The following is a 21,554-nucleotide window of genomic DNA, read 5'->3' on the forward strand; positions in this document are numbered from 1 at the left end:
GATTAATCCTTTCCTACATGGAGAATTGCGAGGAAGGCTTCCTGCGGCACGTCGACACGGCCCAGGGACTTCATCCGCTTCTTGCCTTCTTTCTGCTTGTTCAGCAGCTTTTTCTTCCGGCTCACGTCACCGCCATAACACTTGGCAGTCACGTCTTTACGCAGCGCCTTGACGGTGCTGCGGGCGATGATCTGGTTGCCAATGGATGCCTGAATGGCGATATCAAACATCTGGCGCGGGATCAGCTCACGCATCTTCTCCACCACCTGGCGACCGCGATACTGGGCGTTCTCCTTGTGGGTGATGATGGCCAGCGCATCGACACGCTCACCGTTGATCATGATATCCAGACGGACCATCTCGGAGGTTTCAAAGCGCTTGAAGCCGTAATCCAGCGAGGCGTAACCACGACTGGTAGATTTCAGACGGTCGAAGAAATCGAGCACCACTTCCGCCATCGGGATTTCATAGGTCAGTGCGACCTGGTTGCCGTGATAGACCATGTTGGTCTGCACGCCACGCTTCTCGATGCAGAGGGTGATGACGTTGCCCATGTACTCCTGCGGCAACAGAATGTTGCACTCAGCGATAGGCTCACGCATCTCCTTGATATTGTTGACCGGAGGCATGGCTGACGGGCTGTCGATATGAATGGTTGAGCCATCATTGAGCTCAATCTCATAGACCACGGTCGGCGCCGTGGTGATGAGATCCAGATCGTATTCCCGCTCCAGACGCTCCTGGATGATCTCCATGTGCAGCATGCCGAGGAAGCCGCAACGGAAACCGAAGCCCAGCGCGGTGGAACTCTCAGGTTCGAAGAACAGGGAGGCATCGTTCAGGGACAGTTTGTCGAGGGCATCACGGAACGACTCATAGTCATCGCTAGAGATGGGGAACAGCCCCGCATACACCTGTGGCTTCACCTTCTTGAAACCCGCCAGCGCTTTTTCGGCGCCGTTCTTGGCCTGAGTCAGGGTATCGCCGACAGGGGCGCCGTGGATGTCCTTGATGCCGCAGACGACCCAACCTACCTCGCCACAACCCAGGCCCTGAGTATCCACCTGCTTGGGCGTGAAGATACCGATACGATCGACACCCCACACCTGACCGGTGCTCATCACCTTGATCTTGTCGTTTTTCTTGAGGGAGCCGTTCTTGATCCGCACCAGAGAGACGACGCCCAGATAGGAGTCAAACCAGGAGTCGATGATCAGCGCTTGCAGCGGTGCATCAGGATCACCGACCGGCGCCGGGATGCGAGCCACTATCTCTTCCAGCACAAGGTCAACGCCCAGGCCGGTCTTGGCGGAGCAACGGACAGCATCGATGGCGTCGATGCCGACGATGTCTTCGATCTCCTCGGCAACCCGCTCGGGCTCTGCGGCCGGCAGATCGATCTTGTTCAGCACCGGCACCACTTCCAGCTCCATTTCCATGGCGGTGTAGCAGTTGGCCAGAGTCTGTGCCTCAACCCCCTGGCCGGCATCTACCACCAGCAGCGCCCCTTCACAGGCCGCCAATGAGCGGGAGACTTCGTAGGAGAAATCTACGTGGCCTGGGGTGTCGATAAAGTTCAGCTGGTAGGTGTTACCGTCTTGTGCCTGGTAGTTCAGGGTCACACTCTGTGCTTTGATGGTAATGCCGCGCTCGCGCTCCAGGTCCATGGAGTCAAGCACCTGAGCCTGCATCTCGCGGGAGGACAGGCCACCGCAAGTCTGGATCAGACGGTCCGACAGGGTCGATTTACCGTGGTCGATGTGCGCAATAATCGAAAAGTTACGAATGTGTTTCATCGAGCAAGAATCACTCAAAATTAGGTTAGGGCCGGATATGGAGGCAGGATTTTACTGGATAACCCGGTCGACGGCCAATCTTTAGTCGACGGAGCACCAGAAATACAGGCCTGCACAGTCAGGAGAGGTTGCGGGTGTGGAGTACCACGCCCAGCATGCGAGGGCCATATGCCCCCTGATCGAGTCGAGTGGAAAAGTAACGAACCAGTGAAAATCCGATGAGGCCACCCAGCAGGCAGCTGAGGATGGTGATCCCCTCACCGCCCGCCAACAAGGGTGCCAACCAGAGCTGACCAAGCAGGGCGCCAGCCAGCAGACAGAACAGCGGCAACACATATACCAGTGCTGCGCCCCGCAGTATGCTCGCCTGGGGAATGCCGAGCCTCACTTGCTGACCGACGCTCACCTCTGCGGTAAGGGCAACCCGCAGCCGTTGCTGCTTCATCGGAAACGCCTTGGCAACCGTACCGGTACCGCAGTTGGACTGTTGATGACAACCGCTGCAGGCGGAGCGCCGTTCGCACTCCACCCAGGCATGTTGCCCATCAATGGCCACTACGGTCGCCAGCTCTTCGCTCATTTCACTCACAAGACGTTTCCACAATAACGAGGGACAGATTGACCCAATCTGAACATGACTGCCCCGCTTGAGCAAGCGGGAGTGCAAATACGACTACTGCACAGTCTCATTGCGGGCCAGAGGCTGCACCGACTCGGCGATGCGTTTCGCCGTTTCGGCCGGCACTTCGCCCACGACCGTAATCTCGACCCCCACGTCGTTGACGTAGCTCACCAGCGAGGTCGCCCCCTGGCGGATCAACTGCTGGCGCACCGCCTGCTTGGGATCGACCCTGGCCACATAGACGGAGAGATCCACCAGACCATCAGAGAGCATCATGTAATCCACCGGCAAGCTGGTGGTCACCAGCTGGTGCCGGTCCTGAGACAATACCTTGAAACCATCAGGCAACCAGGTGAGATGCCAGTTCAGCGTCTGCTGCGGCGCCGGGTAGGCATCCTCCAGCGCCAGCGCCTGGGGCAGCTTGCTGCCCGCCAGCTTCACCAGCCAGGGCGCGGGGGCGCTCTGCCTGTCCAGATCCACGCCCAGCACCTGCTCAACCAGGTTGCCTTCCCGATCCACCATGTCCACCCGCAACAACAGCTGGCTCTGCTCATCGACCCAGAGCACGAAGCCATACTTGTCCGCCTCTTTGGGCACCAGCCTGACTACCTGCGCCACCAGACCGGCGACCCGGCTGCGGCCGGCCAGCACGGGGTCATAGCTTTCCAGCACCCGGGGCAGCGGCATCTTCACCAGAGTGGCCCAGACACCGGGGAAGCGGGCGCCCTTGAGGGTGTAGGGTTCGTGGGTATTTTCGAAGAAGGTGAACTCGTCCTGACGCTGCAGGTACTCTATGGTCTTGCCGTCCAGGTAACTCAGGTGAGCCACCTCCTTGCCATCGATCACCCCATGACTGAAACGTATGGGTTCGAGGCGCCCCTGACGGGCCTTGACCATGGATAATTCGAAATTCTGTTGCGAGACGGCACTCTGCATCTGCTGCAACAAGGCCTCGGCCGACTTATCGTCGGCCGAGGCCTTGGCACAAATCAGCAGGAGAGAGGCCAGCAAAATACGGCTGGACTGGCGCACGATCTGATCCCTAAAAATGCGTTATTCCTGAATCTGCTTGTCTTGCAGCAGACGCTGTTGCAACTGATGGTCACGCAGGAAGGCATTGATGCGCTCACGCTGCTCCTGCATCTGTTGCTCACTCAACCCTTGCTGGCGGGCGGTCGCCCGGTTGCCATCCTGCGGGTAGTGCACGCTCACCGGCGAGGCACTGCCACCGACAGGAATGGTGTTGAGCACAGGGTTGGTCGGTATGCCGTCATGACCCTGATACTGCTGCACCCCGAAGATGACGGCGGCGGCGACCGACGCGGCGATGGCGTATTGCCCCACCTGTTGACCGACCCGACGAAACAGCGGAACCACCTTGGCACCGGTATGAACCTGCGGCGCAGCTGGCTTGCTCTCCACCGGCTTGGGCGCCAGTATGGTGGGCTCATCTTCCAGCGCAGCCATTATGCTGTCACTGAGATCCAGCTGCAGATTGACCGGCAGGTCCCCCCGCATGGCATCACCGATCAAGTGGTAACGAGACCAGGTATCTTGCTGCGCCGGATCCATTCCCAGCTCGCTCAGAACCTCAACATCGCTCAAGTCACCATCCATCAGGGCCGAGAGTTGCTCTTTAGTTGCCATAAGTTAACCTGTCTTTCCCCAGTTAATTCTCGATCAGAGGTTTCAGCTTTTTATCGATTGCTTCCCTCGCCCGGAAAATACGGGATCTCACCGTACCCACAGGGCAATCCATGATTTCGGCAATCTCTTCATAGCTCAGCCCTTCCAGTTCACGAAGGGTGATGGCTGTCCTCAAGTCTTCAGGCAAAGCTTCTATGGCGGAAAACACGGTGCGCTTGATCTCGTCGGTCAGCGCCAGGTTTTCCGGTGTTGCGACCTCTTGCAAGGCTTCGCCACCACCATAGTATTCTGCCTCGTCCGCCTCTACATCACTGCTGGGCGGCCTGCGCCCCTGAGAGGTCAGATAATTTTTGGCCGTATTCACGGCGATTCGGTACAACCAGGTGTAAAACGCGCTCTCGCCACGGAATGTCGGCAACGCCCGGTAGGCTTTGATAAATGCCTCCTGCGCTACATCCGGCACATCGCCCGGATTGTTGACATACCTGGCAACCAGGTTGACCACTTTATGCTGGTATTTTTTTACCAACAGGTTGAATGCATTTTTATCGCCACGCTGGACCCGTTCAACCAGCTGTTCGTCCAGTAGATTCTGGTCGCTCATCAGAGCCGTAAAACCCCCATCAGGTTATCGTTTTTCTTTTCCGGCCCTTCCTAAGCGCACAAGTTCAGACAGGAGGAATCAGGGAAAGTTCGGTTACATTGAAAAAAATGTGACGCAGGCTGCATCACCGCCCTCGCTTGGGCTACCATGGTGCCAGTTCTTAATCCAGGCCAATGATACTTATGAAAGCAAGTGTTGAATACCTTTGCGATGTACTGATCATTGGCAGCGGTGCCGCTGGTCTGTCCCTCGCGTTGCGGTTGGCAGACCAGGCCAAAGTCCTGGTTCTGAGCAAGGGGCCCATCAGTGAGGGGGCCACTCTCTATGCGCAAGGAGGCATCGCTGCCGTTTTCGACGAAACCGACAGCATCGAATCCCACGTGAGCGACACGCTCAACGCCGGTGCCGGGTTGTGTGACCCGGCAGTGGTGGAGTTCACCGCCCGCAACGCCCGCGAATCCATCCAGTGGCTGATCCAGCAGGGGGTGCCCTTCGATCAGGAGGAGGACGCCGAGGGCGAGTCCCACTATCACCTGACCCGCGAAGGGGGCCACAGCCATCGCCGCATCTTCCACGCGGCCGATGCCACCGGCAAGGCGGTGCAGCTCACCCTGATCGATCAGGTGCGCTCCCACCCCAATATCCAGCTGATGGAGCGCTTCAACGCAGTCGACCTCATCACCACCCGCAAGCTCAACCTGCCGGGCAACAAGGTGCTGGGCGCCTACGTCTGGAATCGCAACGCCGAGCAGGTCGAGGTGATCCGCGCCCGCTTCGTGGCGCTGGCCACCGGCGGCGCCTCCAAGGTGTATCAGTACACCTCCAACCCGGACGTGAGTTCGGGTGACGGCATTGCCATGGCATGGCGCGCCGGCTGCCGGGTGGCGAACCTGGAGTTCAACCAGTTCCACCCCACCAGCCTGTTCCACCCCGATGACCCCAACTTCCTGCTGACCGAAGCCCTGCGCGGGGAAGGCGCCTATCTGCGCCGTCCCGACGGCAGCCGCTTCATGCTGGAGTTCGACGAGCGGGCCGAGCTGGCCCCGCGGGACATAGTCGCCCGCGCCATCGACCACGAGATGAAACGCCTCGGTGCCGACTGCATGTATCTGGACATCAGCCACAAACCAGCGGACTTCATCATCAAGCACTTCCCGACCATCCACGAGCGCTGCCTCGCGGTCGGCATCGACATCACCAAGGAGCCGATGCCCATAGTCCCGGCGGCCCACTACACCTGTGGCGGCGTGATGATCGACAACAACGGCCAGACCGACATACCCGGTCTCTATGCCATCGGTGAAGTGACCTATACGGGGCTGCACGGCGCCAACCGCATGGCCTCCAACTCCCTGCTCGAGTGCGTGGTCTATGCCCATCAGGCGGGAGCCGACATCATGGCCAAGCTGCCCATGAGCGTGGAACCGCCCCATCTGCCCGCCTGGGATGAGAGCAAGGTGGACGACTCGGACGAACAGGTCGTTATCCAGCACAACTGGCACGAGCTGCGGCTGATGATGTGGGACTATGTGGGGATAGTGCGTACCAACAAACGCCTGGCCCGCGCCAAGCGCCGCATCGATCTGCTCAAACAGGAAGTGCAGGAGTACTACGCCAACTTCCGCGTTTCCAACAACCTGCTGGAACTGCGCAACCTGCTGCAGGTGGCCGAGCTCATCGTCAACTGCGCATTGCAGCGCAAGGAGTCACGCGGCCTGCACTACAACGTGGATTATCCGGATATGCAGCCAGACTCCAAGCCGACGGTGCTGACCCCGGAGCGGGACTGATACTGCACCAGTGATGAGCCAAGGGAGATACGCAACCTGCATCCCGGACTACCGGACATGCAATCAGACTCCAAACCCACGGTGCTGACCCCGGAGCGGGAGTAATCACCCGCTAGCCGTCACCCAGATGACCTCGCCCCGGCGGGGTCATTTGCTATGAGGGAGAAGGGGAGAAACAGACGGGACGATTAACGGGCGGGTAGCGTTAGTTTGATGGCGCGGGCCAGCGCCCTGTAATGCTCCGGCGCGAGCGCGTCGGAGAAGAGCCAGAGACGGGCATAGAGCCCATCCCTTGCCACCAGTTGCAACCAGAGTGCCCCTGGCAGGATGCGGCTGCGCGCCCCCAGCTGATAGCGATAACCCTGCCACTCCAGCCACTGCCCATCCCACGCCAGCAAACCGGCACTGCGACGGGTGCTGCGCCAGGTCAGCCAGCCCCCTATCAGCCAGCAGGGCAACCACAGAGCCCACTGCCAGCCATGGATCAGACTGGCAACCGGCCACCACAACAGCAAAAACAGGATCAGCAGCAGAACGCGCTGCTGCCGGGAAGGCATGACGGGCATGACCACCCGCATCAGGGATCAGCTCAAGCTGTCGTGGCGCGCCTGATTGCGCTCCAGGATCAGCGGGATCATGGCGGCAAAGGCGGGGTCAGCCGGAACGCCGTGGCCCATGCACCACTTGAACAGGTCAGGGTCATCGCTCTCCAGCAGACGGATGAAGGTCTGCTGCTGCTCATCGTTCAGGCTGTCGAACTCGTGTTCAAAGAACGGCATAAAGATCACATCCAGCTCGAGCATGCCACGACGGCAGGCCCACTTCAGGCGGGATTTTTCAATTGGGCTCAACATGGAACTCTCCTTACAAAGACCCGGGGATGGTAACAGCTGGATTTTCCGGCTGACAAACATTCCTTACGTCTTTACCATGCAGGTCACATACTTTCTGTCTCTGGAATACCATCGTGAGCCTGCAAACGCCTGTTTTTCCTGCCGAGCCAACCCTTTTCCCCCTGACCGATCTCGCCATCACCAGCCTGACCGGTGCGGATCGCGTCAAGTATCTGCAAGGCCAGGTCACCTGCGACGTCACTGCCCTGCAACCGGGCCAAAGCACGCTGGGCGGCCACTGCGATGCCAAGGGCAAGCTGTGGAGCGACTTCCGTCTGCTCTGCCTGAACGATCGACTGCTGCTGCTGACCAAGCCCTCCGTGCTGGCGCGTCAGTTGCCCGAGCTCAAGAAGTTTGCGGTATTTGCCAAGGTCGAGATAGGCGAGAATCATGGCCAGGCAGTCGGCGTGGCCGGTCAGGGTTCGGATGGCTGGATCGCCACCCGCTTCGGCCTGACCGAGAGCGGGCTCATCGAGGGCGGCATGGCGGTACGGGTCGAAGCGGATCGCTGGCTGCTGGTGAGCGAGCAGCCGCTGGTGCTGGATCTGCCTGCCGGCAGCGAATCACTCTGGTGGGGACTGGATATCAAGGCTGGCATCCCCCATCTGGAAGCCGTGCATCAGGGGGAGTACATACCCCAGATGTTGAACCTGCAGGCGCTGGATGGCATCAGCTTCACCAAGGGCTGCTACATGGGGCAGGAGACAGTCGCCCGCGCCAAGTATCGCGGTGCCAACAACCGTGCCCTGTTCGTGCTGGCCGGCACCGCCAGCGAGCCCGTCGCCTGTGGCGATGCCCTGGAGATCCAGCTCGGTGACAACTGGCGGCGCAGCGGCATGGTGCTCAACGTCTGGCAACAGGCTGGTCAGGTGTGGATCACGGCCGTGCTGCCCAAGGATACAGAGACCGATGCCCGTTTTCGTTTCAAGCAGGAGGAGGCCTCCAGCCTCGCTCTGCAAGCCCTGCCCTACTCGCTGACCGAGTGAGGTCAGCTAACGAGGCACCCGCGCCAGCAGTGCTTCTTTAAGCCAGCGCCCCGCCTGCCCGAGCGGGCGGGCGCGATGCCACTGCAACTCCAGCTCCAGTTCGGCCTTGGCGATGAAATCGGGGTTGAGCACCACCACCTCCCCCCGCGCCAGCGGCCGATGCAGCAGAAAATCGGGGATCGCCGCCCACCCCAGCCCTAATTTGACCAGCTCCAGAATGCCCAGATCTCCCTCCACCCACCACACCTGCGCCGAGAGGCGGAAGCGGTGGCGCTCCGTGCCCTCCCGTCGCCCCGTCACCATCAGCTGACGGGCTCCTTGCAGATCGCTCTCTCGCAGCGGCGTCCTGTGGGCCAGCGGATGATCGGGGGAGACCACCAGCGGCATACCGACGGAGCCCAGCGAACGGGAGGCTATCTCCCGCTCCGGCTGCTCCTTCTGGTAACTGATGCCAAGCTGGGCCCGACCGCTCTTGAGCAGTTCGGTCACATCCTCCATCAGGGGAAACAGCAGCTCCAGTTCGACGCCAGGGTAACGGGTGGCGAACTCCTCCAGCAGGGAGCCGAGCCAGGGCAGGTGGGAATCATCGTCGATGGCCAGGGTGAGTCGCGACTCTATGCCTGCGGCCAGCTCCCCGGCGATCGCCTGCAATCGCTCGCTTTGGGCCAGCAAGATGCAGGCTTCCTGGTGGATGCGGGTGCCCGCCTCCGTCAGCACGGGATAGCGGGCCGAGCGATCAAACAGCTCCAGACCGAGATCTATCTCCAGGTTGGCGATGGCGGTGCTGACCACGGACTGCGCCTTGCCCAGCTTGCGAGCCGCCGCCGAGAAGGAGCCGGTCTCTGCCGCCGCCAGCAGCGCCTTGAGTTGTTCCAGCGAGGGGTTCATCCGGTTGCTCCTGTCATGACTTGGCCGCACGCCAATCCATCTATTTTAGCGATAGATACCAACGTGAACCTATCAGAAATTCGCGATAAATTGGCCGTCATAGACACTCAGACACAGATAGATAGAGAGACAGACCATGCGTAATACCCGTGACCGCCTGCGCCATGCCATTGGCTTCGAACTGATTGGCCTGCTGATCGCCGCCCCCCTGGCAAGCTGGATCACTGGCGTAGGACTCAACCATATGGGGCCGCTGGCGTTGTTCTTCTCGGTGCTCGCCACCGTCTGGAACTACGTCTACAACATCGGCGTGGACAAACTGCTGCTCAAGTATCAGGGTCACACCCACAAGACGCTGTGGCAGCGGGTATGGCATGCCATGGGCTTTGAAGGAGGCCTGCTGTTTGTCGCCCTGCCGGTGATGGCCTGGTGGCTCGAGATCAGCATGCTGGAGGCGCTGGTGCTGGATCTGGGCTTCGTGCTGTTCTACCTGGTCTACGCCTTCATCTACAACTGGAGCTATGACAAGGTGTTCCCGATACCGGGTCAGGTGCAGCAGAACGCACTGGGTTAGGAGACAGGAAAACAGGGCAGGAATAACGAGGCACCATCATGCGACTGGCATGATGGTGCTGGAGGAAGGCAAGCCAGTCGGGCCTGCCGCAGCGTTCAGGCTTGCGCCTTCAGCTCTTCGGTCGGGGCATCCGCCTCTGCCGACTCCTGGGTCAACATGGCCTCAAGGTCGCTCTGGTACTGATTCAGCAGGCGCTGGGCCGCCACCATGTCACCCTTGTGCAGACGCTCGAACAGATGGTGTTGCACCACGCCGTTGAGATACTCCACCGTGACGGGTTGCTCCAGGGCAGCCAGCAGCTCCTCTTTTTCCAGTTCGGCATTGATTTCATCGGCACTGGTACGCAGCAGACCGGCCAGTTGTACCAACATACGGCGCTCACCTTCGCGCAACAGGCTCAACATACGGTTTCTCTGCTGCTCATTCTGTTGGGTCATACATTTCCTTACGTCGAGTGGGAACAAGCCCGCTCATTCTGCCCTGTCCCTTTGATAGCGTCTATCTCATGCCCCCCACTTATTTTCATGTCGAGCCGATAAAGGCCGCCAGATGCTATTTGCCCCGTCGCTAGGTATAGTAGCCACTGGTTTACGGGCGCCTGGCCGCCCAGCACGGACGAGATATTTCACCATGACAGATGCCATTCTGGTGCTATGCACCTGTCCGGATGAGGCCAGTGCCGACCTCATCAGCGAACAACTGCTGAACCAGCGGCTGGCGGCCTGCATCAATCAACTGCCCGGTCTTACCTCCGTCTATCGCTGGCAGGGGAAGATCGAGCGGGCACGGGAGATCCAGCTCATCATCAAGTCGCGGTCCTCCCTGTTCGAACCCTTGCGCCAATGCATTCTCAGCCATCACCCCTATGAGGTGCCGGAGATCCTGGCACTCCCGACAAGCCAGGGCCATCAGCCCTATCTCGACTGGTTAACACAGGAAACCTCATGACGCTGTCTCGCCTGCTCTCCCCCCTGCTTGTGCTCTCCGCCCTGCTGCTGTCCACCCTGAGTGCGACGCCGGTTCAGGCCGGCAGTGACAGTCTGCTGAGTGCTCTCGGCATCGAGGCCAACGCCCAACCCAAGTTTCTGAAAGTCGACGACGCCTTCGTGCTTGAGAGTGAACAGCAGGGCAAGCAGTTGCTGCTGACCCTGCGCATCGCCGATGACTACTACCTCTACCGCCACAGCTTCCGCTTCAAGGGCGAGAACCTCGCCTTCAGCGAACCCGTCTTGCCCGCAGGTGACGAGCATCAGGATGACTTCTTCGGCAAGACCCGGGTCTACTACCGGGAGGTGCAGATCCCCGTCACCCTGACCGAGGCGGGCCAGCAGGCCAGCCTCACCGTCAGCTATCAGGGCTGTACCGACGGCCTCTGCTACCCGCCCACCGACAAGCAGATTGCGGTGCAGCCCATGGTGGCCAGCACCGGCGATGTCGCGCAGGCCAGCATGGATGCAGCCGCCGACACCACGGCCAGCAGCCAGCAGGATCAGCTGGCCGCCGCCCTCGGCAGCCAGGGATTCTGGCTCAGCATAGCCGCCTTCTTTGCGCTGGGGCTCGGCCTCGCCTTCACTCCCTGCGTCTTCCCCATGTACCCCATACTGACCGGCATCATAGCCGGGGCGGGCCATCATCTTTCCACCCGTCGTGCCTTCCTGCTCTCCTTCGTCTATGTGCAGGGAATGGCGGTGACCTATACCCTGCTCGGGCTGGTAGTGGCGTCAGCGGGCCTGAAATTCCAGGCGGCGCTGCAGCACCCCTATGTACTGATCGGGCTCTCCGTCATGTTCGTGCTGCTGGCGCTCTCCATGTTCGGGCTCTACACCCTGCAACTGCCGAGCAGCCTGCAAACCCGGCTGTCCGGTCTCTCCAACCGCCAGCAGGGCGGCTCAGTGCTCGGGGTCGGCATCATGGGGATGATCTCCGGCCTGGTCTGCTCCCCCTGCACCACGGCCCCGCTCTCCGGCGCGCTCATCTACGTGGCCCAGAGCGGCGATCTCTGGCTCGGCGGCGCGGCCCTCTATGCCATGTCGCTGGGGATGGGGCTGCCGCTGCTGCTGCTTGGCACCTCGGGCGGCAAGCTGCTGCCCAGGGCCGGCGCCTGGATGGACGTGATCAAGCAACTCTTTGGTTTTGCGCTATTGGCGGTGCCCATACTGCTGCTGTCACGGCTGTGGAGCGATCAGACGGCCACCCTGGCCTGGCTGGGTTGGGGATTGGTGCTGTGCGGCTATCTCTATCACCACAACCAGCATCAGAGTCACTCGGTGGCCCGCAGCCTGCGCGGCTTCGTGCTGCTGCTGGCGATGATCAGCGCCGTGGTGGTGGGCAAGGACCTGCTGCTGCCCGAACCCGGCGTCAAGGCCAACGCCGACGTCCAGGCGCCCCAGTTCATCCGCATCAAGACGCTGGATGATCTCAAGATGCAGCTGGCCGCCGCCCGCGGCAAGCCGGTGCTGCTGGACCTCTATGCCGACTGGTGCGTTGCCTGCAAGGAGTTCGAGCACAAGACCTTCAGCGATCCCGCCGTGCGTGAGCGCTTCGGCCAGATGGTATTGTTGCAGGCGGACGTCACCGCCAACGACGATGCCGATGTGGAGCTGCTCAACGGCCTCAACGTGCTGGGGCTGCCGACCCTGATCTTCTTCGACCGTGCCGGCAACGAGGTGAGCGGCCAGCGGGTGACCGGCTTCATGGGCCCCGCCGAGTTTTTGGGTCAGCTCGACAAGTTGCGTTGAAGGCGGCAGGCCCGGTCTGACGCCAGGGCCCAACGGTTAACCGCTGATTTTTCTGGCAATCCCTTGTATATGACAGGCGCCGTGGCAGAATTTGCCCTTTCCCGTCTCGTTCGTCCGGAGTTTTGATGAAAAAGTGGTTCATCCCCCTGCTGGCCCTCTGGCTATATGGCTGTTACGCAGGCCCCGGTGAAGAGGCGATCCAGTCCCAGGTGACCGCCAAACTGCAGGCAGAGACAGATACCCATCTGTTCGAGATCAGCGACTTCACCCTTATCGACAAGGAGGAGCGCATGGAGGGTGTCTATCTGATCAAGGTGAGCTACCAGCTCCATTTCAAGAAAGGGCTGGATCAGTTGCGGGTGCAGCACGACGAGGACCTGGTCTATGACAGGGTCGGCCCCTTCCAGCAGGAGATGGGACTGATGGAGCTGGAGCGCAAATACGGCGAGTTCGAAGCGGGCCAGGTGCTGCCACAGCAGGCCGACGTCTGGATGATAAAAACCGAACAGGGCTGGCGCCTGGCCGAGCCCCCTCAGTAAACGCCGACCCACAGCTCCCGGCCAAGGCAACGCCTCTTCGACGGTTTTCTCTCTCCTTACAGCAGATCCTTCATCCGGTGCCACAGCATCCCGAGCGCCAGCAGGGGCGAGCGCAGCGCCGGGCCACCGGGGAAGGTCATGTGGGGCACGCTACTGAACAGATCGAACCCCCGGCTCTCCCCCTTGATCGCCTCGGCCACCAGCTTGGCCGCCATGTGCGTAGCGTTGAGGCCATGACCGGAATAGGCCTGGGCATAGAAGACGTTGGGATGATCCTGCAAGCGGCCAATCTGTGGCAGGCGGTTGGCCCCTATCCCTATCATGCCCCCCCACTGAAACTCGATGGCGGTGCCCGCCAGCTCAGGGAAGACCCGCAGCAGCTTGGGCAGCATGAACGCCTTTATGTCCTTGGGATCGCGCCCAGAGTAGTTGCAGGCCCCGCCAAACAGCAGGCGCCCGTCGGCGGAGAGACGATAGTAGTCGAGCGCCACGTTCTGATCGCACACCGCCATGTTTTGTGGCAGTAGCCGCTGGCGCAGCCGCTTCTCCAGCACTTCGGTGGCGAGAATATAGGAGCCGGCCGGCAGCACCCTACCCCCCAGTTCGGGATTGAGATCGTTGAGATAGGCGTTGCAGCCGATCACCAGATAATCGCTGCAGACCCGTCCGTGGGCCGTGGTGATCTGCACCCGCTTGCCATAATCGATATGCGCCACCCTGGACTGCTCGAACAGGGCAACCCCCAGGCTGGCGGCGGCACGCGCCTCGCCCAGCGCCAGGTTGAGGGGATGCAAGTGGCCCGACCCCATGTCGATCATGCCGCCAATATAGCGATCAGATCCCACTACTGAGTGGATCTCCTCCCGTGGCACCAGCGTGATCTCGTGCTGATAGCCAAGGCTGGCCAGATGCGCCGCCTCCTCTTCAAACCCGGCCAGATGACGCTGACGGGTCGCAAGATCGCAGTAGCCCCAGGTGAGGTCGCAGTCGATGTTGAAGTGTTCGATGCGCTCTCGCACCAGCTGGACCGCCTCCAGCCCCATCAGGTCCAGCTCGCGTGCCCCCTGCTCGCCGATCCAGCGGGTAAACTGGCCAGTGTCGTGGCCTATGCCACGAATGAGCTGGCCGCCGTTGCGGCCGGACGCCCCCCAGCCGATGCGATTGGCCTCCAGCAGGGCCACCTTGTAGCCCGCCTGTGCCAGGTTGATGGCGGTGTTGAGGCCGGTGAAGCCGCCACCTATGATGCAGACGTCGGCATTGAGCTCACCGCTGAGCTCGGGCCACTGCTGATTGTCATTGCGGGTGGCCGCGTAATAGGAGGCCACGTGTTCCTGATGTCCGTTGTGCTTTCCTGCCTGCATACTCAGCGTCCTGCCTTGGTAGCCATGCGTTTACTAAAATAAACAACCTGTCATCGATAATACCCAGCCCCCCGCCACCAATCCAGCCTCCGTGGATCACAGAAATGCAAAAGGCGTCCCAAAGGACACCTTTTGCTGCATTCGTGGCTTGAGGCAGGCCATCGACAGACTCATTTCCCCGGATACCGCAGGGATCTTTGCTGCGATCAGGGTCTGATACTGGCCCCCACAAACACGAAAGGCGCCCCGAGGGGCGCCTTTGCAGCAATCAAAATACGGTAACGAATTACAGTACGTTGATGGCGTTCAAGTCGGAGAAGGCTTTCTCCAGACGGGCGATCATGGAAGTCTGACCGGCACGCAGCCATACGCGCGGATCGTAGAACTTCTTGTTCGGCTTGTCAGCGCCTTCCGGGTTGCCCAGCTGACCTTGCAGGTAAGCTTCGTTGGTCTTGTAGAAGTGCAGCAGACCTTCCCAAGTAGCCCACTGGGTGTCGGTGTCGATGTTCATCTTCACGACGCCGTAGGAGATGGACTCGCGGATCTCTTCCAGAGTGGAACCTGAACCACCGTGGAACACGAAGTCCAGGGACTTGGCAGGCAGACCGAACTTCTCGGAAACGAACTTCTGGGAAGCGTCCAGGATGGACGGGGTCAGCTTGACGTTACCCGGCTTGTAAACACCGTGCACGTTGCCGAAGGAGGCAGCGATGGTGAAACGCGGGCTGATCTTGGACAGACGCTCATAGGCATAAGCCACGTCTTCCGGCTGGGTGTACAGGGCGGATTGGTCCATGTGGCTGTTGTCCACACCGTCTTCTTCGCCACCGGTGCAACCCAGTTCCAGCTCCAGAGTCATGTTCATCTTGGCCATGCGGGTCAGGTACTCGCAGCAGATGTCGATGTTCTCTTCCAGAGACTCTTCGGACAGATCCAGCATGTGGGAGGAGAACAGCGGCTTGCCGGTTTCAGCAAAGTGCTTCTCGCCCGCTTCCAGCAGACCGTCGATCCACGGCAGCAGCTTCTTGGCAGCGTGGTCGGTGTGCAGGATAACCGGGATGCCATAGGCTTCGGCAACGGCGTGAACGTGCTTGGCACCGGAGATGGCACCCAGGATGGCGGCTTTCTGGCCTTCCAGCTTCAGACCCTTGCCGGCGGTGAATACGGCACCACCGTTGGAGAACTGAACGATAACCGGCGCTTTGACCTTGGCGGCAGCTTCCAGCACGGCGTTAACGGAGTCGGTACCAACGCAGTTGACGGCCGGCAGAGCGAAGCCGTTCTCTTTGGCGATGGCGAATACTTTCTGAACGTCATCACCAGTGATCACGCCGGGTTTTACGAAGTCGAAAATTTTCTTAGACATGTTTAATCGTCCTGTTCTCGTATGCCGTTAATAAAAAATGGGGGGTTCATCATGAACCGGCACAGCGGCCACATGATAAACGAAACGGGAGGCTTTTGCCCCCCGTCTCGGGTCAATTAGGCTTTGGCGCGCTGTTCCAGCATCGCAACAGCCGGCAGTACCTTGCCTTCTACAAACTCCAGGAAGGCGCCGCCGCCGGTGGAGATGTAGGAGACTTTGTCGGCGATGCCGAACTTGTCGATGGCGGCCAGGGTGTCACCACCGCCAGCGATGGAGAAGGCCGGAGAAGCAGCGATGGCTTCGGCGATCACCTTGGTGCCTGCGGAGAACTGGTCGAACTCGAACACGCCGACCGGGCCGTTCCACAGAATGGTCTTGGCGTTCATGATGATGTCGGCCAGGGCCTTGGCAGAGTCAGGGCCGATGTCGAAGATCATGTCGCCGTCGGTCACGTCAGAGACGGACTTGATGGTGGCCGGAGTGGACTCGGAGAACTCGGTACCCACGACCACGTCTGTGGTGACCGGAATGTTGGTCTCGGCGGCCAGTTTCTTGGCGGTGTCGAGCAGGTCGTGTTCACACAGGGACTTGCCGACGTTGTGACCGGCAGCTGCGATGAAGGTGTTGGCGATGCCACCACCGACCACCAGCTGGTCAGCGATCTTGGAGAGGGATTCCAGTACGGTCAGCTTGGTGGAGACCTTGGAGCCGCCCACGATGGCAACCATCGGACGCTCGGGCTTGAGCATGGCTTTGCCCAGGGCTTCCAGTTCACCGGCCAGCAGGGGGCCTGCACAGGCGATCGGGGCAAATTGAGCAACACCGTAGGTAGAACCTTCGGCGCGGTGAGCAGTACCGAATGCATCCATTACAAAGACGTCACACAGGGCGGCGTATTTTTTGGCCAGCTCTTCGGTGTTTTTCTTCTCGCCTTTGTTGAAACGGCAGTTTTCCAGCACAACCAGCTCACCGGCGGCAACATCTACGCCATCCAGGTAATCCTTGGCCAGGCGGACCGGGCAGGACAGAGCGTCTTTCAGATAGTTGACAACCGGAGCCAGGGAGAACTCTTCGTTGTATTCACCCTCGGTCGGGCGACCCAGGTGGGAGGTGATCATCAGCTTGGCGCCCTTTTCCAGAGCCAGCTTGATGGTCGGCAGCGTCGCCACGATACGTGCGTCGGAAGTGACCTTGCCGTCTTTTACCGGTACGTTCAGGTCAGCACGGATCAGAACGCGTTTACCCGCCAGATCCAGGTCGGTCATCTTGATAACAGACATATTCAGTCCTCTATATTTTCAGGTAATGTTAAAAACAGTAACCTTGCGCCCGTTCAGGCTCTCAGCCTGCGGCCATCATGGCCCGGGTGGTATCCAGCATACGGTTGGCGAAGCCCCATTCGTTATCGCACCACATCAACATCTTGACGAGGTTGGCATCGCTGACCCGGGTCTGGGTACCATCAATGATGCAGGAGTGTGCATCATGATTGAAGTCTACGGAGACCAATGGCTCTTCCGTGTAATCCAGAATACCGCTTAATGTACCTCTGGACGCCCGTTGCAGGGCTTGATTTACGTCAGTAACCGTCACTTTTTTACGAACAGTAATACTGAGATCCATTGCGGTTACGTTGATGGTCGGCACCCGTACCGCGATCGCCTCAAACTTGCCGGCGAAGTGGGGGAGGATTCGCTCCAACCCCTTTGCCAGCTTGGTATCCACCGGAATGATGGACTGGCTGGCAGCACGGGTTCGACGCAAGTCGCTGTGGTAGGCATCGATGACTTGCTGATCATGCATGGCCGAATGAATTGTCGTAATAGTACCACAATTTATCTCGAATTCTCGATGCAATGTTTCGATGACGGGCACCACGCAGTTGGTGGTACAGGAGGCGTTGGAGACGATCCGCTCCCTTCCCGTCAGCACCTGATGGTTCACCCCGTAGACTATGGTCGCATCTACATCCGCATCCGCCGGATGGGAAAACAATACCTTGCCCGCCCCCGCTCCCAGGTGGCGCTCGGCATCGGCCCGCGAGCCGAATACCCCGGTGCAGTCCAGCACCACATCCACCCCCAGCGCCCGCCATGGCAGCTTGGCGGGATCCCGCTCGGCGAACAGGGAGATGAGATCCTCCCCCACCAGCATGCTGCTGCCGGCCAGCTGCACCGGATACCGGAAGCGGCCGTGGCTGGTGTCGAAACGGGTGAGGTGCACCATGGCTTCGGGCGCCGCCAGTTCGTTGATGGCAACTATCTTGATGCTCTGATCGCGCCCGCTTTCATAGAGGGCGCGCAACACGTTGCGGCCGATCCGCCCGTAACCATTGATGGCAATCTTGATCATGGAAAAAGTGTGTCCTTAGCGACGGCAAAGAGGGCAGATGGATGGCTCACGACAGCAGGGCATCCTGGAATACGCCACGGGCCAGCAGTGCGGCCCCGAATACCCCGGCGCTATCCCCCAGGGCTGGAGCAATAATGGGGGTGGCGAAGCGGGGATTAAAGAGGAAGGGCAAAATTGTCTGCCGCCCGGCGCTGTAGAGACTCTGCACGTTGCCGACCCCGCCGCCGATGACGATCACATCCGGATCCAGAATGTTGACCACGTTGGCCAGCGCCTGACCAAACAACAGGTGCAGTCTGTCTATGGTGAGCTTGGCCACGTGATCATGGGCGCTGGCCGCCGTAATCTGGGCCAGCGACAGATGACGCTTGGCCTTGGCCTGATACCAGGCTTCCAGCGCGGGGCCGCTGATGAAGGTCTCGACGCAGCCGCGCTTGCCGCAGTAGCACTCGGGCCCATCGGGGGAGAGCACGTTGTGGCCCCACTCCCCGGCGATACCGTGGTGACCGTTGAGGATCTGGCCATTGATGACGATGCCGGAGCCAACCCCGGTGCCCATTATGATGCCGAACACCACCTTGGCATCCGGGTGGTGCTGACGCACCGCCCCGAGATGGGTCTCCGCCAGGGCGAAGCAGTTGGCGTCGTTGGCAATCAGCACAGGCACACCCAGCTTGCGCTCCAGATCTTCCTTGAACGGCTTGCCGTTGAGCTCTGTGGTGTTGCAGTTCTTCATCAGCCCGGTCTGGGGATCCCGCGCCCCCGGCGTCCCCATGCCCAGCACGCTCGGCCGCTGCCCCAGCCTGGTGGCGCACTCGTCCACCAGTTTGGCAATCTGGCCGATCATGTGCTGATAGCCGCCCTGGCGCTCGGTGGGGATGCGATGGCGCAGCAGCACCTCGTCACCATCGAGCACCACGCATTCACACTTGGTACCACCGAGATCTATGCCCCAATCCAGTGACTTCTTGCTCATCTTGCCTCCTGCCATGACCAAGGATTCTGCCGCGAGGACGCTACGTTTCCGCCTCAGCTGCGACCGCTCATCTTGCTCTTCATTTACCCGCGAGTGTGGCGCAGTGTAACCCGAGCCGGGGCCGGGATGCAGCCCCAAACCACGGCAGCCCGGATAACAAAACGGGGCCCGCAGGCCCCGCTCTCATTGTGCTTTTTACCGGTCTCAGCGACCGTGGTACTGAGCCGACAGCTCGTGCACCGCATTGACGAAGACGCCTGCGTGCTCGGGATCCACGTCCTGATGGATGCCGTGACCCAGGTTGAAAACGTGACCGTTACCGCTGCCAAAGCCCGCCAGTATGGTGGCGACCTCTTCGCGGATGCGCGCTGGCGCAGCGTAGAGCATGGAGGGATCCATGTTGCCCTGCAGTGCCACCTTGTCACCGACCCGGCGCTTGGCATCCGCGATGTCTATGGTCCAGTCCAGCCCCAGCGCATCGCAACCCGTGGCGGCGATCTGCTCCAGCCACTGACCGCCGTTCTTGGTGAACAGGGTGACCGGCACACGGCGCCCCTCATTTTCACGGATCAGGCCATCGACGATCTTGTGCATGTACTGCAGGGAGAAGTCGCGGTAATCCCGTGGGGTCAGCACGCCGCCCCAGGTGTCGAACACCATGACCGACTGGGCACCCGCCTTGATCTGGGCGTTGAGATAGGCGATCACGCTGTCGGCCAGCTTGTCGAGCAGCAGGTGCAGTGTCATGGGCTCTGCATACATCATCTGCTTGATCTTGGTGAACGCCTTGGAGCTGCCGCCCTCCACCATGTAGGTGGCCAGAGTCCAGGGGCTGCCGGAGAAGCCGATCAGCGGCACCTCGCCCTTCAGCTCGCGGCGAATGGTGCGCACCGCGTTCATCACGTAACCCAGCTCGTCTTCCGGATCCGGGATGGGCAGCGCCTGCACGTCGGCCATGGATTTGATGGGGCGCTCGAAGCGGGGGCCTTCGCCGTGTTCGAAGTAGAGACCCAGCCCCATGGCATCGGGCACGGTCAGGATGTCGGAGAAGAGGATGGCGGCATCGAGCGGATAGCGGCGCAGCGGCTGCAGGGTGACTTCACAGGCCAGCTCGGCGTTGCGGCACAAGGACATGAAGTCCCCCGCGACGGCGCGGGTCGCCTTGTATTCCGGCAGATAACGGCCAGCCTGGCGCATCATCCATACCGGGGTCATGTCCACTTCCTGACGCAGCAGGGCACGCAGGTATCGATCGTTCTTCAGCTCTTTCATCCCAGTTCCTGAGTTCATATCCAGCATAAAATGGCGGATATGATACCACTTTGTGCGCGGCGGCGGGCGGCACAAACGCGCCGCAGGGCCGCCGGAGTGCAAAGATGTGAAGGGGCGCAAACAAGCGCCCCGTTTTTACCCTGATGCCAAGCTCAACCCGACCTCAGCCAGCCTCGCCCAGACTCTGCTCGATCAAGCGCCGCGCTATGGTGCCGTGCGGGGGCAGCCGTGGCAGCCGGTCTGCCTCGAAGAAGTCGGCGGCCACCAGCTCTTCATCCTGCACCCGGATCTCGCCGCTCTCGTAGTCGGCGGTGAAACCCATCATCAGGCTGTGGGGGAATGGCCAGGGCTGGCTCGCCACGTAGCGCACGTTGCGCACCCGGATGCCGCTCTCCTCGAACACCTCCCGCGCCACGCACTGCTCGAGATTCTCACCCGCCTCCACGAAGCCTGCCAGCACGGTGTACATGGGATCGTCCGCCTGATAGTGACGGCGATGGGCCGCCAGCAGGATCGCCGGCCCCTTGCGTACCGCCACTATGATGCAGGGGGAGATGCGCGGGTAGACGACGTGGCCCTGCCGGCACATCTGTGCCCACTCCCCGCTCTTGGGCGCCATGAGGGCGCCACACTCGCCGCAGAAGCGATGGCTGCGGCGGAAGGTGGCCAGCTGCCAGGCACGGCCCCCAAGGCGAAAACCCTCTTCATCGCCAGCCATCATCAGCTGGCGCAACGGCATGAGCCGACCTGGGTCGGCCTCGGTCCCCAGATCCAGCAGATAACAGGGCAGGCTGTCCCACTCATCAAAATGCTCAAAGGTGGCGGATTGCAGATGGGCGGGCAAGCTGGCGCGGGGGCCTTGTGGAATGCGCCCCTGTTCATCCAGCAGGACGAGGTGATCGCCCCCCAGCACGAACCAGCGGGCCTGTTCGGTTAATGGCATCAGATGAACACTCTTGTTGCGATGTCAGATGAGAATGGCTTGCCCGGCATGATGCACCGGACGCGGCCCGGTGAAAAGTGACGAGTCGCGACCATATTACGACCGCGCGGGCCCGCTGGCGACCCCAAGATGGCAGCCCAAAGGGCAAGGTAGTGCCAATAGAAAGGCCGCCCGCAGGCGGCCTCGATTTTGGGGCTCTCAATGCCG

Annotated in this window: 22 protein-coding genes; 6 read left to right on the forward strand and 16 right to left on the reverse strand. The window is 60.7% G+C overall.

Annotated elements, in window-relative coordinates; all coding sequences use genetic code 11:
- Window positions 1-2: 2 nt before the first annotated feature.
- From lepA to rpoE, 5 genes are all read right to left on the reverse strand, one after another.
- Window positions 3-1,796, reverse strand: coding sequence for a translation elongation factor 4 (gene lepA / locus BN1128_RS21690; RefSeq protein ID WP_005318848.1), 1,794 nt, complete (start codon window positions 1,794-1,796; stop codon window positions 3-5).
- A 118-nt stretch (window positions 1,797-1,914) separates the two neighbouring features.
- Window positions 1,915-2,376 (reverse strand): SoxR reducing system RseC family protein, encoded by a 462-nt coding sequence (locus tag BN1128_RS21695; RefSeq protein ID WP_042872716.1) that lies wholly within the window; start codon window positions 2,374-2,376, stop codon window positions 1,915-1,917.
- A gap of 93 nt (window positions 2,377-2,469) precedes the next feature.
- Window positions 2,470-3,450: a MucB/RseB C-terminal domain-containing protein gene (locus tag BN1128_RS21700; protein ID WP_042872719.1), complete on the reverse strand. Its 981-nt coding sequence runs from the start codon at window positions 3,448-3,450 to the stop codon at window positions 2,470-2,472.
- Window positions 3,451-3,471: 21 nt separating this feature from the next.
- Entirely contained in the window at window positions 3,472-4,065 is a 594-nt protein-coding gene (locus BN1128_RS21705) for an RseA family anti-sigma factor (protein ID WP_042872721.1), read from the reverse strand.
- 22 nt (window positions 4,066-4,087) lie between these two features.
- Window positions 4,088-4,669 carry an RNA polymerase sigma factor RpoE gene (rpoE, locus tag BN1128_RS21710; protein WP_042033782.1) on the reverse strand — a complete coding sequence of 194 codons (582 nt, stop codon included), beginning with the start codon at window positions 4,667-4,669 and terminating at the stop codon, window positions 4,088-4,090.
- A gap of 182 nt (window positions 4,670-4,851) precedes the next feature.
- Between rpoE and nadB the strand changes: the two genes are divergently transcribed.
- A complete protein-coding gene (gene nadB, locus BN1128_RS21715) occupies window positions 4,852-6,459 on the forward strand; it encodes an L-aspartate oxidase (protein WP_042872724.1) in 1,608 nt (535 codons plus the stop codon).
- Window positions 6,460-6,647: 188 nt separating this feature from the next.
- On the opposite strand, the gene BN1128_RS21720 is transcribed toward nadB, so the two are convergent.
- Complete coding sequence (locus BN1128_RS21720) at window positions 6,648-7,025, reverse strand: protein YgfX (protein ID WP_209428598.1); 378 nt, start codon at window positions 7,023-7,025, stop codon at window positions 6,648-6,650.
- A gap of 18 nt (window positions 7,026-7,043) precedes the next feature.
- Entirely contained in the window at window positions 7,044-7,313 is a 270-nt protein-coding gene (gene sdhE / locus BN1128_RS21725; protein ID WP_042872728.1) for an FAD assembly factor SdhE, read from the reverse strand.
- Between the two features lie 113 nt (window positions 7,314-7,426).
- On the opposite strand from sdhE, the gene ygfZ reads away from it, so the two are divergent.
- On the forward strand, window positions 7,427-8,338 hold the full coding sequence (gene ygfZ / locus BN1128_RS21730) for a tRNA-modifying protein YgfZ (protein ID WP_042872731.1): 912 nt from the start codon (window positions 7,427-7,429) through the stop codon (window positions 8,336-8,338).
- Between the two features lie 6 nt (window positions 8,339-8,344).
- Here ygfZ and BN1128_RS21735 read toward each other — a convergent pair whose 3' ends face one another.
- Complete coding sequence (locus BN1128_RS21735; RefSeq protein WP_042872733.1) at window positions 8,345-9,226, reverse strand: LysR family transcriptional regulator; 882 nt, start codon at window positions 9,224-9,226, stop codon at window positions 8,345-8,347.
- A 136-nt stretch (window positions 9,227-9,362) separates the two neighbouring features.
- On the opposite strand from BN1128_RS21735, the gene BN1128_RS21740 reads away from it, so the two are divergent.
- On the forward strand, window positions 9,363-9,800 hold the full coding sequence (locus tag BN1128_RS21740) for a PACE efflux transporter (RefSeq protein WP_042872736.1): 438 nt from the start codon (window positions 9,363-9,365) through the stop codon (window positions 9,798-9,800).
- 95 nt (window positions 9,801-9,895) lie between these two features.
- Here BN1128_RS21740 and BN1128_RS21745 read toward each other — a convergent pair whose 3' ends face one another.
- A complete protein-coding gene (locus tag BN1128_RS21745) occupies window positions 9,896-10,237 on the reverse strand; it encodes a hypothetical protein (protein ID WP_042872738.1) in 342 nt (113 codons plus the stop codon).
- Window positions 10,238-10,430: 193 nt separating this feature from the next.
- Between BN1128_RS21745 and cutA the strand changes: the two genes are divergently transcribed.
- The 3 genes from cutA to BN1128_RS21760 all read left to right on the forward strand — a co-directional run bounded on the left by cutA (window position 10,431) and on the right by BN1128_RS21760 (window position 13,077).
- Window positions 10,431-10,748 carry a divalent-cation tolerance protein CutA gene (gene cutA, locus BN1128_RS21750; RefSeq protein ID WP_042872740.1) on the forward strand — a complete coding sequence of 106 codons (318 nt, stop codon included), beginning with the start codon at window positions 10,431-10,433 and terminating at the stop codon, window positions 10,746-10,748.
- Window positions 10,745-12,538, forward strand: coding sequence for a protein-disulfide reductase DsbD (locus tag BN1128_RS21755; protein ID WP_042872743.1), 1,794 nt, complete (start codon window positions 10,745-10,747; stop codon window positions 12,536-12,538). Before cutA ends, BN1128_RS21755 begins: the two co-directional genes overlap by 4 nt.
- Window positions 12,539-12,663: 125 nt before the next feature.
- Window positions 12,664-13,077: a hypothetical protein gene (locus BN1128_RS21760; RefSeq protein ID WP_042872744.1), complete on the forward strand. Its 414-nt coding sequence runs from the start codon at window positions 12,664-12,666 to the stop codon at window positions 13,075-13,077.
- Between the two features lie 56 nt (window positions 13,078-13,133).
- On the opposite strand, the gene BN1128_RS21765 is transcribed toward BN1128_RS21760, so the two are convergent.
- The 7 genes from BN1128_RS21765 to nudC all read right to left on the reverse strand — a co-directional run bounded on the left by BN1128_RS21765 (window position 13,134) and on the right by nudC (window position 21,347).
- On the reverse strand, window positions 13,134-14,438 hold the full coding sequence (locus tag BN1128_RS21765; RefSeq protein WP_042872747.1) for an NAD(P)/FAD-dependent oxidoreductase: 1,305 nt from the start codon (window positions 14,436-14,438) through the stop codon (window positions 13,134-13,136).
- Window positions 14,439-14,724: 286 nt separating this feature from the next.
- Entirely contained in the window at window positions 14,725-15,804 is a 1,080-nt protein-coding gene (fbaA, locus tag BN1128_RS21770) for a class II fructose-bisphosphate aldolase (protein WP_042872748.1), read from the reverse strand.
- 116 nt (window positions 15,805-15,920) lie between these two features.
- Window positions 15,921-17,084: a phosphoglycerate kinase gene (locus BN1128_RS21775; protein WP_005318809.1), complete on the reverse strand. Its 1,164-nt coding sequence runs from the start codon at window positions 17,082-17,084 to the stop codon at window positions 15,921-15,923.
- A gap of 61 nt (window positions 17,085-17,145) precedes the next feature.
- Window positions 17,146-18,156, reverse strand: a complete 1,011-nt coding sequence (epd, locus tag BN1128_RS21780; RefSeq protein WP_042872750.1) for an erythrose-4-phosphate dehydrogenase — start codon at window positions 18,154-18,156, stop codon at window positions 17,146-17,148.
- Window positions 18,157-18,202: 46 nt separating this feature from the next.
- Entirely contained in the window at window positions 18,203-19,132 is a 930-nt protein-coding gene (locus BN1128_RS21785) for an ROK family protein (protein WP_042872752.1), read from the reverse strand.
- Window positions 19,133-19,336: 204 nt separating this feature from the next.
- Window positions 19,337-20,404 carry a uroporphyrinogen decarboxylase gene (gene hemE / locus BN1128_RS21790; RefSeq protein WP_042872755.1) on the reverse strand — a complete coding sequence of 356 codons (1,068 nt, stop codon included), beginning with the start codon at window positions 20,402-20,404 and terminating at the stop codon, window positions 19,337-19,339.
- Between the two features lie 163 nt (window positions 20,405-20,567).
- Entirely contained in the window at window positions 20,568-21,347 is a 780-nt protein-coding gene (nudC, locus tag BN1128_RS21795; protein ID WP_042872757.1) for an NAD(+) diphosphatase, read from the reverse strand.
- Window positions 21,348-21,554 lie beyond the last annotated feature (207 nt).

Source organism: Aeromonas piscicola (assembly GCF_000820005.1).
Lineage (GTDB): Bacteria > Pseudomonadota > Gammaproteobacteria > Enterobacterales > Aeromonadaceae > Aeromonas > Aeromonas piscicola.